The sequence below is a fragment of the Nostocoides veronense genome (assembly GCF_039531185.1).
Classification (GTDB): domain Bacteria; phylum Actinomycetota; class Actinomycetes; order Actinomycetales; family Dermatophilaceae; genus Nostocoides_A; species Nostocoides_A veronense.
In genome coordinates this window covers 122,728-142,721 of record NZ_BAAAPO010000033.1, presented here as the reverse complement: position 1 = coordinate 142,721, position 19,994 = coordinate 122,728, and the positions used below count along the sequence as shown (strand labels likewise).

Here is a 19,994-nt window from a genome sequence, read left to right as displayed (position 1 = left end):
CTCGCGCCCGGCACCTCGGCCGCGCGGATCGGCTCGCGCTCGTTGGTCATGGCCCCGACCGTATGTCGACCGGCCCGCTCAGCGGCGCCGCGCGGCCCGCTCGTAGACCTCGACAAGCCGATCGGTCGCGAGATCCCAGTTGTAATGCGCCGCCACCTGCGCCGACCACTGGCTGGCCGCCGCGCGGGAGGCCGCTGGGTCGGCCAGCTCGGCCTTGATCGCCGCGGCGAGTGCGTCGGCATCGGTCACCGGGAAGACGCGGTGTCCCGGCCCCGAGGTGGGCACGACTTCGAGATGCGGTGGGATATCGCTGACGACGACCGGCACTTCATATGCGGCCGCCTCCAGCAAGGTGATCGGCAGCCCTTCGAGCTTCGATGGCTGGACGAAAAGCGCGGCATTGCAGAGCAATTCGCTCAAGTCTTCGCCATAGACATAGCCGGTCATGACCACGCGGGGGTCGGTCGCGGCGCGGGCCCGCAGATCGGCGGTGAACAGGTCGGTATTGGCCGAATCGCCAACAATCGCCAGCCGCACATCCGTGTCCAGCCGGGACCAGGCGTCCAGCACAAGCCCAGGGTCCTTTTCGGGCACCAGACGCCCGAGGAACATGGCATACCGCCCGGGCTCCAGGCCGAAGCGCTCCAGCGTGGCCCCGGGCGCGACGCGGGTGGGCGTCGGACCGCCATTGGGAATGTAGATCGTGTCGCGACCGTAGAGCTCGCGGTAGGTATTTCCGAGGTCTTGGGAGACCACGACGACCTCGTCCGGCACCGTGTGCGAAAAGCGGCGGCCGGCGCCGAGCAAGGCCTTCGCGCCGCGACCCCATTTGCTGCGCTCGTCATCGAGGCCGTGAATGGTCTGCACGACGCCGGCACGGGACAGGTACTTGGGAATCGGGCTGAACAACCCCGGGCCGAGCGCGTGAAAGTGCACGACGTCGTAGCCCTTGCCCACGCTTGCCCCCGCCGCCAAACCGCTGTGGACGAATGCCTCCAGCCCCTTGCCCTCCGGGGCCGGCAGATTGCGCAGAATCATGCCGCGATAGCTCCCCGGCCGGCGGCCAGCGGGCGGCTGATAGCCAAACTCCGCCGGCACATTCGTGGCCTGCGTGAGATAGGACGGACGGCAAAAGACCGTCACCTCGTGGCCGCGTTGGGCCAGCCGCGCGCCGAGTTCCTCGACATGTTTTTCGATCCCGCCGAAGGTCGCCGGCAAGCCCCGCAGCCCCACCATCGCGATACGCATGACTCAGGCGGCACCTTTCTCGCCGATGGCCTGGGTGTAAATCTCTTCGATCCGCTGCGCGTGCCCACGCGGATTGTGGCGGGCCAGGGCGCGCTCGCGGGCCGCTGCCCCCTGGCCCTGTGCCAACTCGGGGTCCATGAGGTATGGCCGCAGCGCCGCCGCCAGGGCCACGGGATCGTCCGCGGGCACCAGGTCGCCGTCGACGGCGGGGGTGATCAGGTCGTTCAATCCCCCCATCGCCGAGCCCACGACCGGCACACCGGACGCAAAGGACTCCAGGACCGAGAGGGGCTGGTTTTCGTACCACCGCGACGGGATCGCGCTCACCCGGGATGCGCGCAGCAGGGTGCGCACCTCATCGGCGCTGACCCGACCGTGGAAGCGAATGGCCTCCGGCGCCAGCCGCTGCGCCAGAGCCTCCCATTCGGCGCGCTCCGGGCCGTCCCCGACGACATCGAGGACCGTGCCACCAAGCTCCGGGGCCAGCAGCGCGGCCGCCTCAATGAGGGTGTCGACGCCTTTCTCCCGCGAGAGCCGGCCCGCGAAGAGCACACCGGAGCCGGCGCCCTCGCGCACCGGCACGTCGGTGTCAGTGAAGTTGTCGAGGTGCACCATCTTGGTCGTATGCAGTCCGGCCGCGACCATCTGGTCGCGCAGGAAGGCGCTGGGGCACAGGAAGCGTGAGACCGGATCGTAGGCGCGCAGCAGGCGGTGGGCGCGGACCTCGACCGCGGCGATCGCGCTCGCGGCGAGTGAACCGTCCTTGCACCGGCGCTTGACGGCCTCGGTCAGTGAGCCGCCGACGCAGGCCGTGCACACCTCGCCCTTGTCGAGGAATTGGTAGGTCGGGCAGGCGAGCTTGTAGTCGTGCAGCGTCATGACGACGGGCACGCCCAACTTGGCGCAGGCGCGCACCATCGACGGCGAGAGCTGGTGGTAGATGTTGTGCATGTGCACGACATCGGGACGAAAGTCCGCGAGGACCGCGCGCATCCCGTCATAGGCCTGCTTGGACCACAGCATGCGGCCGACAAGTTCGAGGCGGCCGCGCGGATCGGTCGGCGGCGGCTCGAACTCGACATGCGAGGGGAAATGCCGGGCGTAGGTCATCGGCAGATTGTCCGGATGCGCCATGCCGAAGTATTCGACCTGGTGCCCGGCAGCGCGCTGCTGTTCGGCGAGATCGAGGAGATAACCCTCCGCCCCGCCGCGTCGGTACAGAAACTTATTGACCTGCAGGATCCGCATCGGTCAGGTCAGGCTCGCACGATCCGGGCCGAGCGAGCGCGCACATCGGCGTCCTCTTCGGCTTGGGCGTCAAGGCGCTTGCGACGCAAGTAGGTGCCCGTGGCCAAGCCGATGACCGTCACGGCATAGATCGTCACGACCGCCTGGGACATCAGGTTCGCGACCAGCGACAGCACGGCAACCGAGATGGCCACGACCAGGCCGGCTTCGGCGATGGCGCGCTCGATGCCGCGCACCCCCCGTCGGGCCGCGTCGGCGGCGCCCTTGGCGGTGGTCCACACCATGAGGATCAGAACGAGCAGATAGCTCAGCAGGCCCGGGATGCCAAGCTCGACATACGACCGGATGATGTCGTTGTGCGGCTGCTTGCCTTCGGCGGTCGTCGTGGCGACCGTTCGCAATCCCACGCCGGCGATCGGGCTCGGCTTGGCGACATCGAGGGATTCGCCCCAATAGGCGAAGCGCCAGGCGAGGGAGTTCGCCGGCTTGCCCGACAACTGCGCCGAGGTCTCCAGGTCCGCAAAACGCGCCTGCACCTGCGGAGTGGCCGCCCCGAGCACAGCGAGGGCGGCGATGACGGTCAGGGCGGCATACGAACGGCGCCGGGCGAGCAGGATGGCGACCCCGAGGAGCGCGACCACCCAGGCGGAGCGGGTGTAGGTCAGGCCGAGGCAGACCAACGAGATCAGTGCCACCACCCCCACGGCCAGGCGCGTCAGGTCGTGGACCACGGGATAGACCGCGACCATGAGCAGCAAGACAACGACGCTGAAGTACGCGAGCGGGTTGCTGTGGTCGAAGGTGCCGGTGATGCGCGAGAAGCCGCCCGCAACGAACAGGCCCGCGCCGGAACTGAGTTGGACGAGCGCGACGGCGGCCGGGACCAGGATCGAGAGGCCGATGGCGGCAACGAAGGGCTTCAACCGTGAACCCCGCGCAGCGAACTGCTCAGCGACCAAGAAGATGACGACGATATTGGCGATACGCGACCACTCGGTGATGCTCGTGGCCCACCGTGCCGAGGTGATGACGCCGATCAGCGCGATGCCGAGGAAGGCGAGATAGGAGACACCGAGCGCCGAGATCGGAAAATTGCGCCCCAGCCGGGCGCGCCGGGCGATCAGCCAGAAAGTGCCGAGCCCGAGCATCATCAGCCCGAGCGCGAGGTGCGGGTCCGGGGCGGGGCCGGGGGTGCGCAGCGCGTCGAGCGAGGCCCGCATCGCCAGCGCCACAAGGACGAAGGTTTCGAGGTCGTAGAACGCCACGAGCAGCAAGGCGACGCCGACAACCACAGCCAGCGGGAGCGCGACCGCCATCCGCGGGGTGTTGCCGAAGAGCCCGACCACGGTCCACGCCGTCAGAGCCACGCCGAGCACAGCAGTCAGGACATTGCCGAGGCTAAACAGCCCCGCCCCGTCGGCGCGACCTGGGGCGCGCCGCGGCGCTGGCAACTCGGTGGTGGTGCTCACGTACGTGTCCTCCTGCTCGTGCGCGACGAGCGTCATTGGCGTGCTGGACTCGGTCGCCGAGGCGTTCCCTCGCTCCCCCGCGGGGCCACGGCTTCCGCGCTTGAAGGCGAGGATCCCGAGCCCGAAGGCGAGGCCCACTCCGGCCACCGTGGCCAGGATCGGGCGAAGGGCGCTCGGGTCGGCGGGTGCCAGGCGCAGAACGGCCCACGCCGCCAGCCCCCCGATGAGTCCGGTGACCAGACTACCGGCAAGCGGCACGAGCAATGGCAGCCGCTCCAGGCCCGGCACGGTCCGCATACGCCACCAGGCGTGCGCGACATTGACGACCTGGGCCAGGCTGTAAACGATCGGAAAGAGGTAGATCGCGTGCTCGCCGGTGCCGACGAGGGGTGCTGCGGCCAGCAGCAGGACGATATTGGCAAGCGTCGCATAGAGCGTGTTGCGCCATGGGGTCTTGGTGTCGCGCATCGCATAGAAGGGCGCCAGCAGCGAACGCTGCACGCCGGCGCCGACGAAGCTGAGTGAATACAGCGCCATGACGACGCCGAGGGTGGCAACCTGCTCGGCGCCGAACTTCGGGACGACCGAGAAGACGAATTTCGTCAAGCTGGGGGCCAGGATCACGCCGAGGATCGTCATCGGCACGGACAAGAAAAACATCATCCGCATCCCGAGCCGGGTCATGCTGCGGAAGGCGGCGGTGTCGCCGCGGCCATACGCCCGCGAGATGCGCGGCAGCACGGTGACCATGATCGAGCGGAAGACGATCGTGCCGCCCACGGCGGCGGCCAGCCGGGTGCCGAAATGCAAGATCGTGGCGGAGCTCTGCGGAAGCGTGCTCGCGACGCTGACCTCCAGCACGCGCACGACCGGGTTGAGCGCGGCCCCCGCCGTCGGCCGGCCGAACAGCCGGGTGGTCTCGCGGACCTCGGGGTGGCCGAAGTCGGGGAGGGCGGGCCGCCAGCCCTTGACCAACGCCATCCCGGCCATGGCGACGACCTGCACGAGGGAACCCGCGACATAGGCCAGTGGCACAAGCTCTTCGTGCTCGTTCGGGCCGAGCAAGATCATCGCGACGGCGACCAGGTTGAGCACCAAGGTCATGGCGGCCGGGAAGCCGACGACGAGTTTGGCGTTCAGCCAGCAGCGCAGCGCTTCGGCCGCCAGCACGCACGGGATGTACCACGCGATGATCTGGTTCATCCGGGAGGCCAGTTCGAGCTTGCCGGGACTGTCGGCGAAGCCGTGGCCGACCGAGGCCATCAGCGGATACGAAAAGACGGTCATCAAGGCGGCGATCAGCAGCCCGAAGGCGGTGACGCCGAAGATCACGGCGCTGATCGCGCGAGCCCGCTCTCGGGGCGCCAGTCGGCTCTCCCACGCCGAGAAGGTCGGCACGAGAACCTGATTCGCCACGACCATGGCCACCGCTGTCACGGCCAGCGGCAGGCGCAGCGCGAGCACCCAGGCATCGGAGGCGAAGCCAACCCCGAAGACCGAGGTCCACGCCATATCGAGCAGCAGACCGCTGAAGACCCCGACGGTCGCGACGACGGAGGTGATGCCGCTTTGGCGCACAACCGCCTTGGGCGACTTCTCGCTCTCCTGCGTCCGCTGGTCCTCGCTGATGCTCATGAGTATGCCGATCAGCTCACCGAGAAGGCCGCAGCCGCCGCGTCGAGCCGCGCCCCGAGGTCGTCGGTCAGGGCTCGCACGCGCGGGTCGAGGTCGAGGGGGGCCTTGTGGCCACGCGCGGCGGCCCGGGTGTCAACATGCGCGGCGACTTCCGGGCGGAAGGGGAGGCCGACGAATCGGCATACGGCGTGCAGACGGGCCTGCGGGTCTGCGACGATCTGGTCGTAGGCGACCGGCATGACATCGCTGCGGGCGTCCAGGCCGGTGGTGAAGTAGAGGGAGTTGCGGGCCCACCAGAACAGGGCGGCGCCGGAGTTGGCGTCGAGGCTCTCCGGATCGCAGAAGCGGATCGCGTCCAGGACCTGATCCGTCATCCGGCCGGTCTGCCAGGACCCGTCGACGCCGGTGCGCGCGATCCGCGCCATGACCTGCTGGTTCACATCGCCGAATTTCGCGACGGCGGAGCGGACCCGATCATCGACGGCGCGATAGGCCCACAGGGCACGGGCCGGGTTCGGCGCGGCGGCGAAGAGGTCGAGGAGTGCATCGGTGTCGTGGCTGTCGCAGATCGGCTTGAACAGCACGATCTGGTGCGGGCTGGCGGCGACGGTCTTGGCCACGAGCTCGTGAGAGCGCAACTGGAAGCGCTCGAAGATCTTCTTGTCGTTCTCGTTGTGAACCTCCACCTCTGGCATGGCGTCTAGGCCGGAGGTGAGCATATTGGTGCCCGAGCGCTGCACGCCGACGACGAAGACCGCCCGCGCTCCCCCAGGAATATGCGGATTCGCCTTGACCCAGGCGCGGCGGGCCAGCGCGGCCTTGGCCCGCGCCCGCGGGTCGAGATTGTCTTCCTCGATGAGCCGGCCGATGCCGCCGTCCTTAGCCCACTGGATGTGACGGTCGAACCGGGCCCTGGCCCGCCCCAAAGTGGAGCGATTCTCAGGCAGTGGCGTGGTCATGAATCGGATCCTTTGCCGGCGATCAGGGGGTGACACGGCTACGCCGGCCGATCGCAACCATCGTGGTTGCCGATCGGCCGGCGAGGCCGTGCGTGAAGTGCCCCGCGAGGCGCACTTTTTCTCGGGGTCCCCGCGAAGTACCGCAGCGCAGCGAGGACACTTCGTGGGGTGACTTAGCTCCAGCCGAGGCGGAGCACGCGGTTGCCCCAGGCGTCGGACATGAACAGGTCACCGCTGGCGTCGAAGGCCACCTGGAACGGACCGATGAAGTCCGAGGTGCCCGCGGAGGCGCCCGTCACTTCCTCGATCATCGCGCCGGAGGTGGTCATGCGCACCAGGCGAGCCCGGCCGGTGTCGGCGACCCAAATGTTGCCATCGGGGCCGACGGTGACGCCCCACGGCACAGCGAAGGGCCGCGTGGATCCTGCGGGCTTGGTCACGGGAGTGGACCAGACTTTGGTGGCCGGGTTGTAGCTCTGGATCCGGTTGTTCAGCGTGTCCGCGATCCAGATCGTCCCGTCCGAGGCCGTCGAGACGCCGGTCGGCATCTGCAACTGGCCGGTGCCGGTGCCCTTGGTGCCATAGCTGGCCAGCCAGGTCAGGCTCGAAGAGTTGACCTTGAAGCGCTGGATGCGGCCGTTGCCGGAGTCCGCGACCAGCAGGGTGCCGTCTTTGTCGAAGGCCAGGCCCTGCGGGAAGGTCAGGTCGCCATTGGCGCTGCCGCGCTTGCCGTAGACCCACAGCTGGGTGCCGTCGTGGCTGAACACCTTGATCTCGTGGGACTCACGGTTGCCCACGAAGACGTTATTGGTGCCCGGCTGGACGGCGACGGCCCACTGGAAGTTGAGGCTGCCGGACTCGCCGCGGATGCCGCGGAAACCCCAGACCTTGTCGATGACGCCATCGCGGTTGCTGCGGATGATCCGCTGGTTCCACCAGTCGCTGACGAAGACGTGACCGTCGCTGTCGAGCGCCACGCCGCGCGGAATGTTCGCTCCGGTGGCCGGAGCGGACTTCCCGAACAGCTTGCGGACCTGGGTGGCCCCGGTGCTGGTGAAGCTGAACTCCTTGAGGGCGAAGGCCCACTCGTCGGAGACGATCAGCTTGTTGTCCGCGGTGACCTCGATGCCACGCGGGTCGGTGAAGAGCGTGGAGGTCGGGCTGCCGAAGGCATACAGGAAGGCGCCGGTGGTGCCGGAGAAGGCCTGGATGCGGCGGTTGCCGTCATCGGTGACGAAGACGATCTTGCCGTCATGGCTGACGGTGATGCCTCGCGGGTCACCCATGAACTGGCCATTGCCGGTGCCCACGCTGCCGAAGCGGTAGCGCTCGTTGAGGTTCTTGTCATAGACAACGACCTGCTTGTTGCGGGCGTTGACGACATAGACATCGCCATTGACCTTGTTGACCTCGATCTGGCGCGGCTGGTTCAAGGTCGCGTCGGTCTTGGTCTGCAGCCAGGTGCCACCGGTGGTGAACTTCTGGATGCGGCTGGCGTCGATGGTGTAGATGACCTCTGCAGCCGCGCCGCCAGCGCCGATGCCGGGGCCGTCAGCGATGCCGTAGATCGCGGCGAACTGCCCATTGCCGGTGCCCTTGGATCCGAAGATCTTCGGGTTCTTCAGCGTCGAGTCGTAACGCACGATCCGGTTGTTCGGGGTGTCGGCGACCCAGACATTGCCGGCCGAGTCCGCCGCGAGGGCGCGGGCGGCGGCGAGTTCGTCGGCGCCGGACCCGCGGGTGCCGCCGGCGGTGTAGTCGACCGCCGAGGTGGCGCGGTTGACGCCGAAGATGCTGTAGCGGCCCGGGTCGACGACGTAGTAGTGCGTCGAGGTGCTCGTGACATCCACGGGGTACATGTCGGCGGGGGCGTAGCCGTAGAGGGTGCGCTCCAGCTTCGGCCCACCGGTCGGCGGCGGGGTGTCCTTGAGCGCGTAGCGCAGGACGCGGTCGTTGTTGGTGTCGGAGACGAAGACCGAGCCGCCGGCGATGCTGATCGAGGCCGGCTTGGACAGCGCCTTGCCGGCGACCGTGGTGATGGTGTTGGTGATCGTGCCCGCCGCATTGATCGTCAGCACCCGGTTGTTGCCGGTGTCGGCGATCCAGGTGTCGCCATTGACATCGACGCCGGCGCCCTCGGGACCGTTGAGGCCGGGCGCGATGGCGCGGGTCAGGGCGAAGCCCGCGGCCTTGCTGTAGGACAGCTCGATGACGCGGTTGTTGCCCCAGTCGGCCACCATGATCTTGCCGGTGCCGTCGACCGAGACCGAGCGAGGCTGCTTCAGGCCACCGCCGGTGTATGCCGCGATCTGGGTCCGCGTGGCGACATCCCAGACCGTGATCCGGTTGTTGAGGGTGTCGGCGACGAAGGCCAGGCGGTCGCTCGCGCGGATGGCGATGCTGTACGGCCAGTACATCTCGCCGGTGCCGGAGCCCTTGGTGCTGACGCGGATCTTCTGCGCGGAGCACTTGGCCGGGAAGATCTGCAGTCGCGACTGCTTGGTGTCGGCGATCCAGCGGTCACCGGTGGCCGGGTCGATGGCCAGGCCGCGCGGCCAGTTCAGCGAGACCGGGCGGGAGTCGCGCTCACCGCAGACGCTGACGATATCCCCGCTGGGCGTCATCTCGACGACCCGCTGGTTGACGGTGTCGACGACATTGACATTGCCCGTCGGCCCGACGGCGACCGAGCGGGGCTCGTTGAAGACCGAGGTCGAGGTCGCCGGCGGCGGCGTGCCGCCGATGGTCTGGGCGTAGCTGAAGCCGCTGCTGGTGCGGTCGAAACGCACGAGACGCCAGCCCCACAGGTCGGCACCCCAGACGTCGCCGTCCTTGGCGACGGCGACGCGCCGCAGGGTGGTGAAGGTGCCCGGCTGGGCATAGGTCCCGGTGGTGCCCATCGAGGTGCGGTAGGCGCCGGAGGTCGAGAAGACCTGGATGCGGTTGTTGTTCGAGTCGGCGACATAGACGCTCTCGCCCCAGACGGGGTCATCGGCGACGCGCACGCCATAGGGGTTCTTGAACTGTCCCGCTCCGGTGCCCGCGGTGCCCCACCCACCGAGGCAAGTGCCCGAGGAGGAGAACTTCAAGATGTTGTTGTTGGTGTAGTTCGCGACATAGACATTGCCGGCTGCGTCGGCATCGGCATCGCGGACCGCGGCCAGGCTGCAGGAGCCGGACTCGCTGATCGCCTGCTGCTGCACGCCATTGGTGTCAAAGATGCGGATCTTGCGCTTGACCGCGTCGGCAACAAAAACCTTGCCATTGCTGTAGGTCAGCCCGATCGGGCTGCCGATCTTGTCGCCGGTCGGCCCGCTCCACGTGTCCAGGACGGTGCCGCTCGAGCTGAGCTTGATCACGCGCGAAAGGGCCGCGTCACCGACATAGATGTTGCCGCTGTCATCGATCGCGATATCGCGGGCGTTCTCGGCCTCATCGCCATCGGAGGTGCCGGCCGAAACCCGCCAGACCAGCGAGCCGGAGGAGGAGAACTTGGCGATGGAGTCGTTGCCAGTGTCGGCGATGACGACGCTGCCGTCGGGACCGACCTCCATACCGGAGGTGTACATGAGGGCGTGGCCGGGCCCGCCCAAAACCGTGGGTGTCGGAAGGGCAGCAGCCGCGGCGCCGGGAGCTGTGGCGGCCATCACACCCCCCGAGATCACCAGTGCTGCGGCGGTCCCGACAGAGGCCTGTCGGCGCGCGCGCGAAATCGTCATGGAAGCAAAGCCACCCTTCGCAAGGATCAAGAAAGTGCTCCAGGATCATGACACACACCGAGCCATGACCAGGAATTTCGAGATAGCACACGCGCGGGCTACCATAGAGCGGGGACTCACGCAACCGGAAGCGGCGCAGGCCGCGAACCGATGCCGCCCTCATCGAACACCAAACCCACCACAGCTCACTCACGGGGGAACCATGCCCGCATACACCCGCCTGGCCGGCACGGCCGGCCTCGCCGCCGCAGCGCTCGCGCTCGGCCCCGGCCTGCTCGCCGCTCCGGCCTCCGCCGACACCATCTCCCCCGTCTTCGAGCGCACCATCGGCGGGCCGGGCCACGCCGGTCTGTATGCCTGGGGCATGGCGACGCTGCGCGATGGCACCGTCCTTGTCGGGGACTACTGGAACTACCGGGTGCTGAAGTTCAATGCCGACGGCACTCCGGCCGGCCCGAACGGCGGGGTCTTCATCAAGAACAATGGCAATGGCGCGACGCAGTACTACACGCCCTACGGCATCGGCCAGGACCCGGCCACCGGTGAGATCTACTTCGCCGACACCGACAAGTACCAGGTCGACGTCTACAGCGAGGCCGGCACCTACCTGCGCTCGTGGGGGTCGAAGGGCTCCGGTCCGGGCAAGTTCCTCTACCCCAGCCGGGTCGTCGTCAACTCCGAAGGCACCGTCTTCACCGCGGACACCTGGGACAACAACATCGTCATCTCGGATACCAATGGCAACGAGATCAAGCAGTTCGGCACCTGGGGCGTCAAGGACGGCCAGATCAAGGCCCCGCACGGCATGGCCCTGGACGCCAATGACAACCTCTATGTCGTCGACACCGGCAACTGGCGCATCTCGGTCTTCGACAAGAACGGCACCTTCCTGCGCAAGTGGGGTTCCAAGGGCTCGGGCCCGGGCCAGTTCGCCGGAGACATGCGCGGCATCGCCATCAACAAGGCCAAGGGCTGGGTCTATGTCGTCGACGGCGAGGGCAACAAGGTCAGCAAGTTCGACCTGAACGGCAACTTCATCAACAAGTGGGGCAAGAACGGGCACGGCGACGGCCAGTTCGCCGACGGCGGCCGCGAGGCCACGGTCGACAATGCCGGCAATCTCTGGGTAGCCGACATGCCGAACTACCGGGTGCAGAAGTTCACCCAGAACGGCAAGTTCATCTCCAGCTACCCCAATCCCGCGCAGCCGCCGCCGGCCGGCGGCTTCAATGCCCCGCGCGGAGTTACGGTCAATCCGGTGGACGGCTCGATCGCCGTCTCGGACACCTACAACTGGCGGATCCAGACCTTCACCAATGCCGGCACCTTCGTGCGGCAATGGGGCGAGCGCGGTCGCGGCGACTACGAGTTCAACTACGCGCGCTTGCTGAAGTACAGCCCGCTGAACCAAGACATCGTCATCGTCGACTCGGACAACGGCCGGGTCAAGGCCTACACCAAGGACGGTCTCTTCAAGTGGTCCACCGGCATCGCCGGCAAGGGCGGCCTGGGCCAGTTCCGCAACCCGCAGGACCTGGCCATCGCGGCCGATGGCACCATTTTCGTCGCCGACTCCAACAACCAGCGGGTCCAGGTTCTCTCCAAGGACGGCGCCCTGCTCCGCATGTTCGGATCCAGCGCCGACTTCACCTACAACCGGGGCATCGCGGTGGACCCGGTCGATGGGAACATTTGGGTCGCGGACAGCGCCAAGGACCAGATCACCAAGTGGAGCCCCGCCGGCGTGAAGTTGGCGACCTTGCCGATCGCCAAGGGCACCGCCGAAAACGCCATCAGTGGCCCCTTCGGTATCGCCGCCGATGCCGAGCGCATCTATGTCGCGGACACGCCGACGCACAGCGTGAAGGTCTACACCAAGGCCGGCGTCTTCGTCACCAAGATCGGCTCCCGAGGCACCGTCAAGGGCAAGCTGCTCATGCCCGATGGCATCGCCGTCGACAAGGGCAAGCTGTATGTCATGGAAGAGGGCAACGAGCGCATCTCGGTCTTCAACCTCAACGCCAAGTAATTCCGTCGTAGATGTCGAAGGGCGGGCCCGATCGGGCCCGCCCTTCGGCATTTTGGCTGCTCAGAGGGCTGTCCTCGAAAAGGGGGACCTGGTCGGCGCCGGGTGGATGGTCCGTAGGATTGGCCGCGTCCGCTCGACCGCTTCGCGAGCGAACCAGTTGGAAGGAACCCCCCTCATATGACGACACGCTCCCACTTTGTGGGGCGGCGACTTGCCGTCCCCACCCTCGCCTCGATCATGGCCCTTGGCTGCGCCACCGCGGGCGCCAGCGCGGCGGCCAACACGGCATACCCGGCTTCCTCGGTGACGAAACCCGACGCCAAGTCGACGATCTCCCCCATCTGGGAACGCAATATCGGCGGCCCCGGCCATGCCGGACTGTATGCCTGGGGTATGGCCACGCTGCGCGATGGCACCATCCTGGTCGGCGACTATTGGAACTATCGGATCCTGAAGTTCACGGCCGATGGCACGCCCGTTGGCCCCAATGGTGGGGTGTTCATCAAGAACAACGGGCATGGGGCGACGCAGTACTACACGCCCTACGGCCTCGGCCAAGACCCGCGGACCGGCGAGATCTTCATCGCCGACACCGACAAGCAGCAGATCGACGTCTATAGCGAGGCCGGCACCTACCTGCGCTCCTGGGGCAGCAAGGGCACCGGGCCCGACAAATTCCTCTACCCGAGCCGGGTCGTGGTCAACAGCGTCGGAACCGTCTTCGTCGCCGACACCTGGGACCACACGATCGTGATGTCGGATGTCAACGGCAAGGAGATCAAGCAGTTCGGTGGGGCCGGCAGCAAGCCCGGCCAGATGCGCAGCCCGCACGGCATGGCGCTGGACGCGGCGGACAATATCTATATCGCCGACCAGGGCAACAAGCGGATCGACGTCTTCGACAAGAACGGCACCTTCCTGCGCTCCTTCGGCAAGCAGGGCACCGCGCCAGGCCAGTTCGGTGGGGACCTGCGTGGGGTGGCTGTCGACAAGAAGAACGGCTGGGTGTATGTCGTCGACGGCGAGGGCAACAAGGTCCACAAGTTCGACCTGATGGGCAACTTCATCACCCGCTGGGGCAGCGATGGCACCGGCCCGGGCCAGTTCCACGACGGCGGGCGGGAGGCCACCGTCGACGCCCAGGGCAATGTCTGGGTCGCCGACATGCCGAACTACCGGGTCCAGAAGTTCTCGCCGACCGGCGCCTTCCTCGGGCAATACCCCAATCCGGCGCAGCCGCCGCCCACCGGGGGCTTCAACGCCCCGCGTGGCGTTGCGGTCAACCCGGTCGACGGCTCGGTGGCGGTCTCGGACACCTACAACTGGCGGGTCCAGACCTTCACCAATGCCGGTGTCTTCAAGAAGACCTGGGGTCAGCGCGGCCGGGGCGACTACGAGTTCAACTACGCCCGCCTGCTCGCGTACAGCCCCGTCAACCAGGACATCGTCATCGTCGACACCGACAACGGGCGGGTGAAGGCCTACACCAAGGACGGGCTCTTCAAGTGGTCCACCGGATACGCCGGCAAGGGCGGGCTCGGTGAGTTCCGCAACCCGCAGGCCCTGGCGATCACGCCGGACGGGACCATCTATGTCGCGGACTCCAACAACCAGCGCATCCAGGTGCTGTCCAAGGATGGCGCCCTCTTGCGGATGTTCGGATCGGCCACCGAGTTCGCCTACCCGCGCGGGATCACCGTCGACCCGAGCAACCCGAACATCCTCTATGTCAGCGACAGCCTCAAGCGTCGAGTCACCAAGTGGCGGGTCAATGGCACCTTCCTGGGTGCGCTGAAGATGCCCTCGGGCACGGCCGACAACCAGTTGAACAAGCCGTTCGGCATCGTCGCCGACGCCGAGCGCATCTATGTCGCCGATACCCCCAGTCACAAGATCAAGGTCTTCACCAAGAATGGCGACTTCGTGATGGCGATCGGTCAGCGTGGCACCGGCAAGGGACGCTTCATCGAGCCCGACGGCATCGCGCTCTACAGCGGCCGCCTGTATGTCTGCGAGGAGGGCAACGAGCGGATCTCGGTCTGGAACCTGCGCCAGTCCGGCTGATCCACCACCGCGAAACCGACGATGCCGCAGCCCGGTCGGGCTGCGGCATCGTCATGCTCGGGGCGGGCGGATCAGCTGGTGTAGACCAGGACCCGGTCGTTGTTGGTGTCCGAGACGTAGACCTTGGAACCGTTGACGGTGATCGAGGTGGGCTTGGAGATCGCCTTGCCGGCAGCCGTCGTGATGCTCTGCAGGATCGCCCCGGAGGACGACACGACGAGGACGCGGTTGTTGCCGGTGTCGCCGATCCAGTAGTCGCCCGCGGCGTCACGGGCGACACCCTCGGGCATCGACAGGCCGGCCGGGGTGATGCTCGAGACCTCGCTGAACCCGCCGGACTTGGTGTATGCCAGCGTGACGATCCGGTTGTTGGCCGAGTCGGCCACGACGAGATTGCCCGTCGCCGCGTCGAGGGAGATGGCGCGCGGCGACTTGAAGGTGCCGGCATAGCTCGCCAGCGCCGTCCGGGTGGCGACATCCCAGACCGTGACGCGGTTGTTCCAACTGTCGGCGACGAAGGCCAGGCGGTCGCTCGGGCGGATCGCAATGGCGTGCGGCCAGGTGAACTGATTGGTCGCCGTGCCGACATTGCCGAGCCGGTAGGTCTGCGCGCCGCATTTGGCCGGGAAGATCTGCAGGCGGGACTGCTTGGTGTCGGCGATCCAGCGGTCGCCGGTCACCGGATCGATCGCGACGCCACGCGGCCAGTTCACCGAGATCGGCCGCCAGTCCCGGGCGCCGCACGCGCCGAGGACGGTGCCGGACGGGGTCATCGTCACGACGCGCTGGTTGACGGTGTCCATGATGTTGAGATTGCCGTCCTTGCCGACCGCGACCGCGCGTGGCTCGTTGAAGACGGAGTTCTTCGTCAGCGCCGGCGCGGTGCCGCCGATCGTCTGCGCGTAGGCGTAGCCGGTGGCGGTGCGGTTGAAACGAACCAACCGCCAGCCCCACAGATCCGCGGCCCAGATGTCGCCATCCTTGGCGACGGCCACTCGCCGCATCGTGGTGAAGGTCCCCGGCTGGTTGAAGGCGCCGGTCTTGCCGACGGTCGCCTTCCAGACGCCGGTCTTGCTGAAGACCTGAACCCGGTTGTTGTTGGAGTCCGCGACATAGACCACTTCGCCCCACTTGGGGTCCTTCGCCAGGCGCACCCCATACGGGTTCTTGAACTGCCCGTTGGCGGTGCCCTGGCTGCCCCATGTGGTGAGGCAGGCGCCAGTCGGCGAGAACTTCACGATGTTGTTGAACTTGTAGTTCGCGACATAGAGGTTGCCGAGATTGTCGGCGTCCGCGTCGCGGACGGCCGAGAGGTCACACGCGTCCTTAGCCGTGAAGACCTGCACCTGGTTGCCGTTCGTGTCAAAGACGCGGATCTTCTTCTTGGCGCCATCGCTGACATAGATCTTGTTCTTTTTCGCCGTGATGCCAATCGGCGAGCCGAGCCGGTCCCCTGCCGGACCATTGAAGGTGGCAACCGCCTGGCCATCGCTGGGACGCAGCTTGATGATGCGGAACTCGGCAGCGTCGGCAACATAGATATAGCCCTGGTCATCGACCGCGATATCGCGGGCGTTCTCGGCCTCATCGCCATCGCCGACTCCGGCGGACGAACGCCACACCAGCGCGCCCGCAGCGGTGAACTTCGCGACCGAGTCGTTGCCCGTGTCCGCCACGATCAGGCTGCCATCGGGGGCGACCTCCATCCCCGAGGGATACACCGTTGCGTGTCCAGGCCCCCCGAGCACCGTGGGTTCGGAGACTGCACTGGCGTGCGCCCCAATCATTCCCGCCGACGCGATCAGGGCGCCGCTCATGGCACCTGTGGATACGAAAGTGAAGACAGGACGCACTGAGAAAAACCCCTAGATTGATAGTGACCAACACCCTGATGGCCACGGGTCGTGAGCAACCCCATCGTCCCACGGATCGAGAACTGTCCTGGCCAGCGGGGTCGCGGTTGTCGGCACCCGTGGCTAAGCTGGCCAGCAGTCGCCGCGCGTGGACGCGGGCGTTCGAGCACCGGAATCCCTGGGGAGCCTTTCCATGACCCGAAAAACTACGACAGCACGCATGACCTGTACGGCAGCCGTGGCGCTCGCGTTGGCCGCCACCGGCAGCGCCGCCGCGAGCGGTTCCGATGCCGGCAAGGGCACGATCGCCCCGACCTTCGAGCGGGCCATCGGAGGCAAGGGTCACGCGGGACTGTATGCCTGGGGCATGGCGACCGCCAAGGATGGCAGCATCCTGGTCGGGGACTACTGGAACTATCGCGTGCAGCGCTACAGCCCCACCGGCGCCAGTCTCGGCACGATCATCAACAACAGCGGCAATGGCGCGACGCAGTACTACACGCCCTATGGTCTGGGCGTCGATCAGCGCAATGGCGATATCTACATGGCTGACACCGATCGCTACACCATCGACGTCTACTCGGCTGCCGGCAAGTTCCTGCGCTCGTGGGGCGCCAAGGGCTCCGGCGTCGGCAAATTCCTCTACCCGAGCCGGGTCGTGGTCTCCTCGACCGGGACGGTCTATGTCGCGGACACCTGGGACCACAATGTCGTCGTCTCGACCAGCACCGGCGCCGAGATCAAGACCCTTGGTGGCTTCGGCAATGCCAATGGCAAGATGCGCAGCCCGCACGGCCTGGCCTTGGACGCCAATGACAACCTCTATGTCGTCGACCCCGGCAACTTCCGGATCCAGGTCTTCGACAAGAACGGCAACTTCCTGCGGAAGTGGGGGTCCAAGGGCTCCGGGCCGGGCCAGTTCCAGGGTGATATGCGTGGTATCGCGATCAACAAGGCCAAGGGTTGGGTCTATGTGGTCGATGGCGAGGGCAACAAGATCAGCAAGTTCGACCTGAACGGCAAGTTCATCAACAAGTGGGGCTCCGCGGGCTACGGCAACGGCCAGTTCGCCGACGGAGGCCGCGAAGCGACGGTCGATGCCGCCGGCAACCTCTGGGTCGCGGACATGCCGAACTTCCGCGTGCAGAAGTTCACTGCCAATGGCGCCTTCATGGCGGCCTACCCGAGCCCCGCGCAGCGTCCCCCGCTCGGCGGTTTCAACGCGCCGCGCGGGGTCGGTGTCGCCAAGGACGGCACCGTCGCCGTGTCGGACACCTATAACTGGCGGATCCAGACCTTCAACGCCAGCGGCGGCGTCATCAAGGAGTGGGGCCGTCGCGGTCGCGGGGCGAACCAGTTCAACTACGCCCGGATGGTCGCCTCCAACCCGGTGAACAACGACTGGATCATCACCGACACCGACAACGGCCGCATCGTCTCCTACTCCAAGGACGGCGCCTACAAGTGGTCCTCCGGCACCTCCGGCGCCGGCGCCGGGCAGTTCCGCAACCCGCAGTCGGTCGCGGTGGCCGCGAATGGCACGATCTATGTGGCGGACTCCAACAACAAGCGAGTGCAGGTGCTGAGCTCCACCGGTGCCTATCTGCGCACGATCGGCGGCGCGGCCCAGTTCTCCTATCCCAAGGGCATCGCGGTCGACCCCAAGGACCAGAGCATCTGGGTCGCCGACAGCGCCAAGGTCCAGATCACCCACTGGAGTGCCACAGGCGCCTATCTCGGCAAGCTGACCATCGGCCGGGGCACGGCCGACAACCAGCTCTCGAGCCCGTTCGGCATCGCCGTCGACAACGAGCGCGTCTATGTCGCCGATGTCCCGGTCCACAAGGTCAAGGTCTGGTCCAAGACCGGTGCCTTCGTCACCAAGATCGCCCAGCGTGGGTATGTCGCGGGCAAGCTCTTCCAGCCCGCTCAGGTGACGATCAACGCCGACCGTCTCTACATCGCCGAAGAGGGCAACGAGCGCGTGTCGGTCTTCAAGCTCAACACGAAGTAGCCGACTAGGCCTAGCACGAGCACGCCTGGATTCCCGGCAGGGAATCCAGGCGTGTCGTGCTTTCCGGGGATGCGACACGCCGACTGTGATGGGGATCACATCTGAGGCCTACTCGCGGGTATTCATGCGGGCCGGAGCCACCTTCACCCGACCTCAACCCCCCGAAAACCTCGCGTGACCTGGGGAAAGACGGGTCGGGAGCTTGATCGATCAAAGCGGGCCTCGCTATGGTTCTCCAGCCCTGGATGACTCATCGGCGAGCCACCCAGCAGTTCGGTCGCCGATGTCGCCTAGCGCACTACGCCCCCCGCCCGCGAGGACCACGTGCCTCCCCCCGCTCACCTTCGCGTGAGTGACACGTCCCCGGAGTTACTTTCATGCGCGCCAATCGCCCCCTGTCCCTGCTGACCGCTGCGGCCACCCTCGCCGTGGCCCCGATCGCCCTGTCTGCCCAGGCCCACGCGGCCGGTTCCTTGTATGTCGCGGCCAATGGCCTCGACACCAACGCCGGCACCGCGACGGCCCCCCTGAAGACCGTCCAGGCCGCCGTCAACAAGGCCACTCCCGGCACCACCATCCTCATCGGCCCGGGCACCTACACCGGCCCGATCCGAATCAAGACCTCCGGGACCGCCGCGGCTCCGATCCGGGTCACTGCCCTCACGCCCGGCACCGTGGCGCTGACCCATGCCTCCAAGGCCGTCAGTTGCGACAACTCTCAACCCGCCGCTGATCGCACAATCACGATCGGGCAAGGCGCCGACTACTGGCAGTTCGACAATCTCGCCATCCACAATGGCATCTGGATCGCCGGCAAGAAGTCCAATATCGCGTATGGCTGGCTGACCAATCTCGTCAAGGCCGAAAACTACGTGACGCGGCGCGCGGTCCCCGGCCACGGTGCGTACAACCCGGGTGCCCTGCCGAATGTCATCCCCTATCTGCGCTCGGTCACCGGAACTGCGGACCTGGACTCCGCCGATGGCATCACGATCCTCAACAATGCCTTCACCGGCCGCGGGGTCTACGGCGCGCTGACGAGCTATGGCGTGGCGTCCAACAACACCTTCTCGAAAATCCCGTGCGGCATCGGCCCCGGCATCTGGCTGATGACCTTCTCCAACCGCTGGCAGATCATCGGCAATGACGTCACGGATATTGCCCCGTCGACCCGCGCCCACTACATGCAGGAGGGCATCCGTCTCGGATCGGCAGCCAACTACAACGAGGTTGCCTTCAACACCGTGCACGACCTGCCCTTGGACGGGCGCGGCGTCAACACTGACGTCGACGCGAGCTGGAACTACATCCACCACAACACCGCGCGCAATGTCTCGATCGGCTACAACGACCAGATGTCCGGTTGGGGCAACCGCTGGGAGTTCAACAAGGTCGACTCCTACCGGCAGTACGGCATGGGGTTCCGGCTCATGGATGCCACCCTGGCCCAGCCCTCGAAGGCGAGCAGCACCAATGGGCCGATCGTGCGCTGCAATGTCGCCACCAACCCCATCGGCTCCACCACCAAGGCCCTCGGCGTCGGCGGCATCATGAACGCCACCTTCTCGAGCAATACCTTGCCCTTCATCTGGATCAGCAAGAACGCGAGCACGTACTGGAGCAAGTTCGGGAACACCTGGAATGGCTCCACCGTGCTGCCCGGCAAGAACCCGCCGCTCAGCTCGGCGGGGTGCTGATCGGCATACCCCAGCGCCGCGAGGCAAGAACAGGGCCCTCCCACCGCGATGGTGGGAGG

At 66.8% G+C, this 19,994-nt stretch carries 10 protein-coding genes; 4 read left to right on the top strand and 6 right to left on the bottom strand.

All coding sequences use genetic code 11. The features are described 5' to 3' along the window. Positions 1 to 78: 78 nt before the first annotated feature. The 5 genes from ABD225_RS10805 to ABD225_RS10785 form a co-directional block, all read right to left on the bottom strand. A complete protein-coding gene (locus tag ABD225_RS10805) occupies positions 79 to 1,248 on the bottom strand; it encodes a glycosyltransferase family 4 protein (protein ID WP_344084821.1) in 1,170 nt (389 codons plus the stop codon). A gap of 3 nt (positions 1,249 to 1,251) precedes the next feature. Continuing rightward, on the bottom strand, positions 1,252 to 2,496 hold the full coding sequence (locus tag ABD225_RS10800) for a glycosyltransferase (protein WP_344084818.1): 1,245 nt from the start codon (positions 2,494 to 2,496) through the stop codon (positions 1,252 to 1,254). Positions 2,497 to 2,504: 8 nt separating this feature from the next. After that, positions 2,505 to 5,600 (bottom strand): lipid II flippase MurJ, encoded by a 3,096-nt coding sequence (locus ABD225_RS10795; protein WP_344084815.1) that lies wholly within the window; start codon positions 5,598 to 5,600, stop codon positions 2,505 to 2,507. 11 nt (positions 5,601 to 5,611) lie between these two features. Further along, a complete protein-coding gene (locus tag ABD225_RS10790; RefSeq protein ID WP_344084812.1) occupies positions 5,612 to 6,559 on the bottom strand; it encodes a sulfotransferase domain-containing protein in 948 nt (315 codons plus the stop codon). A gap of 173 nt (positions 6,560 to 6,732) precedes the next feature. Then, positions 6,733 to 10,206 (bottom strand): NHL repeat-containing protein, encoded by a 3,474-nt coding sequence (locus ABD225_RS10785; RefSeq protein WP_344084809.1) that lies wholly within the window; start codon positions 10,204 to 10,206, stop codon positions 6,733 to 6,735. Between the two features lie 274 nt (positions 10,207 to 10,480). On the opposite strand from ABD225_RS10785, the gene ABD225_RS10780 reads away from it, so the two are divergent. Continuing rightward, the gene (locus ABD225_RS10780) at positions 10,481 to 12,307 is read left to right on the top strand and encodes a 6-bladed beta-propeller (protein ID WP_344084806.1); all 1,827 of its coding nucleotides are present in this window, start codon (positions 10,481 to 10,483) and stop codon (positions 12,305 to 12,307) included. Between the two features lie 177 nt (positions 12,308 to 12,484). After that, positions 12,485 to 14,371 carry a 6-bladed beta-propeller gene (locus tag ABD225_RS10775; RefSeq protein ID WP_344084803.1) on the top strand — a complete coding sequence of 629 codons (1,887 nt, stop codon included), beginning with the start codon at positions 12,485 to 12,487 and terminating at the stop codon, positions 14,369 to 14,371. Positions 14,372 to 14,442: 71 nt separating this feature from the next. On the opposite strand, the gene ABD225_RS10770 is transcribed toward ABD225_RS10775, so the two are convergent. Beyond that, a complete protein-coding gene (locus ABD225_RS10770; RefSeq protein ID WP_344084800.1) occupies positions 14,443 to 16,188 on the bottom strand; it encodes an NHL repeat-containing protein in 1,746 nt (581 codons plus the stop codon). Positions 16,189 to 16,444: 256 nt separating this feature from the next. On the opposite strand from ABD225_RS10770, the gene ABD225_RS10765 reads away from it, so the two are divergent. Together ABD225_RS10765 and ABD225_RS10760 are read left to right on the top strand one after the other, a co-directional pair. After that, the gene (locus ABD225_RS10765) at positions 16,445 to 18,238 is read left to right on the top strand and encodes a 6-bladed beta-propeller (RefSeq protein ID WP_344084797.1); all 1,794 of its coding nucleotides are present in this window, start codon (positions 16,445 to 16,447) and stop codon (positions 18,236 to 18,238) included. Positions 18,239 to 18,615: 377 nt separating this feature from the next. Next, the gene (locus tag ABD225_RS10760) at positions 18,616 to 19,935 is read left to right on the top strand and encodes a right-handed parallel beta-helix repeat-containing protein (protein ID WP_344084794.1); all 1,320 of its coding nucleotides are present in this window, start codon (positions 18,616 to 18,618) and stop codon (positions 19,933 to 19,935) included. Positions 19,936 to 19,994 lie beyond the last annotated feature (59 nt).

What these genes read in the sequence shown, in the direction of transcription:
- ABD225_RS10765 (WP_344084797.1), top strand. Translation starts at nt 16,445, where the DNA reads ATGACCTGTACGGCAGCCGTGGCGCTCGCGTTGGCCGCCACCGGCAGC.
- ABD225_RS10785 (WP_344084809.1), bottom strand. Translation starts at nt 10,206, where the DNA reads ATGGCCGCCACAGCTCCCGGCGCCGCGGCTGCTGCCCTTCCGACACCC.
- ABD225_RS10780 (WP_344084806.1), top strand. Translation starts at nt 10,481, where the DNA reads ATGCCCGCATACACCCGCCTGGCCGGCACGGCCGGCCTCGCCGCCGCA.
- ABD225_RS10800 (WP_344084818.1), bottom strand. Translation starts at nt 2,496, where the DNA reads ATGCGGATCCTGCAGGTCAATAAGTTTCTGTACCGACGCGGCGGGGCG.
- ABD225_RS10760 (WP_344084794.1), top strand. Translation starts at nt 18,616, where the DNA reads ATGCGCGCCAATCGCCCCCTGTCCCTGCTGACCGCTGCGGCCACCCTC.
- ABD225_RS10790 (WP_344084812.1), bottom strand. Translation starts at nt 6,559, where the DNA reads ATGACCACGCCACTGCCTGAGAATCGCTCCACTTTGGGGCGGGCCAGG.
- ABD225_RS10775 (WP_344084803.1), top strand. Translation starts at nt 12,485, where the DNA reads ATGACGACACGCTCCCACTTTGTGGGGCGGCGACTTGCCGTCCCCACC.
- ABD225_RS10770 (WP_344084800.1), bottom strand. Translation starts at nt 16,188, where the DNA reads ATGAGCGGCGCCCTGATCGCGTCGGCGGGAATGATTGGGGCGCACGCC.
- ABD225_RS10805 (WP_344084821.1), bottom strand. Translation starts at nt 1,248, where the DNA reads ATGCGTATCGCGATGGTGGGGCTGCGGGGCTTGCCGGCGACCTTCGGC.
- ABD225_RS10795 (WP_344084815.1), bottom strand. Translation starts at nt 5,600, where the DNA reads ATGAGCATCAGCGAGGACCAGCGGACGCAGGAGAGCGAGAAGTCGCCC.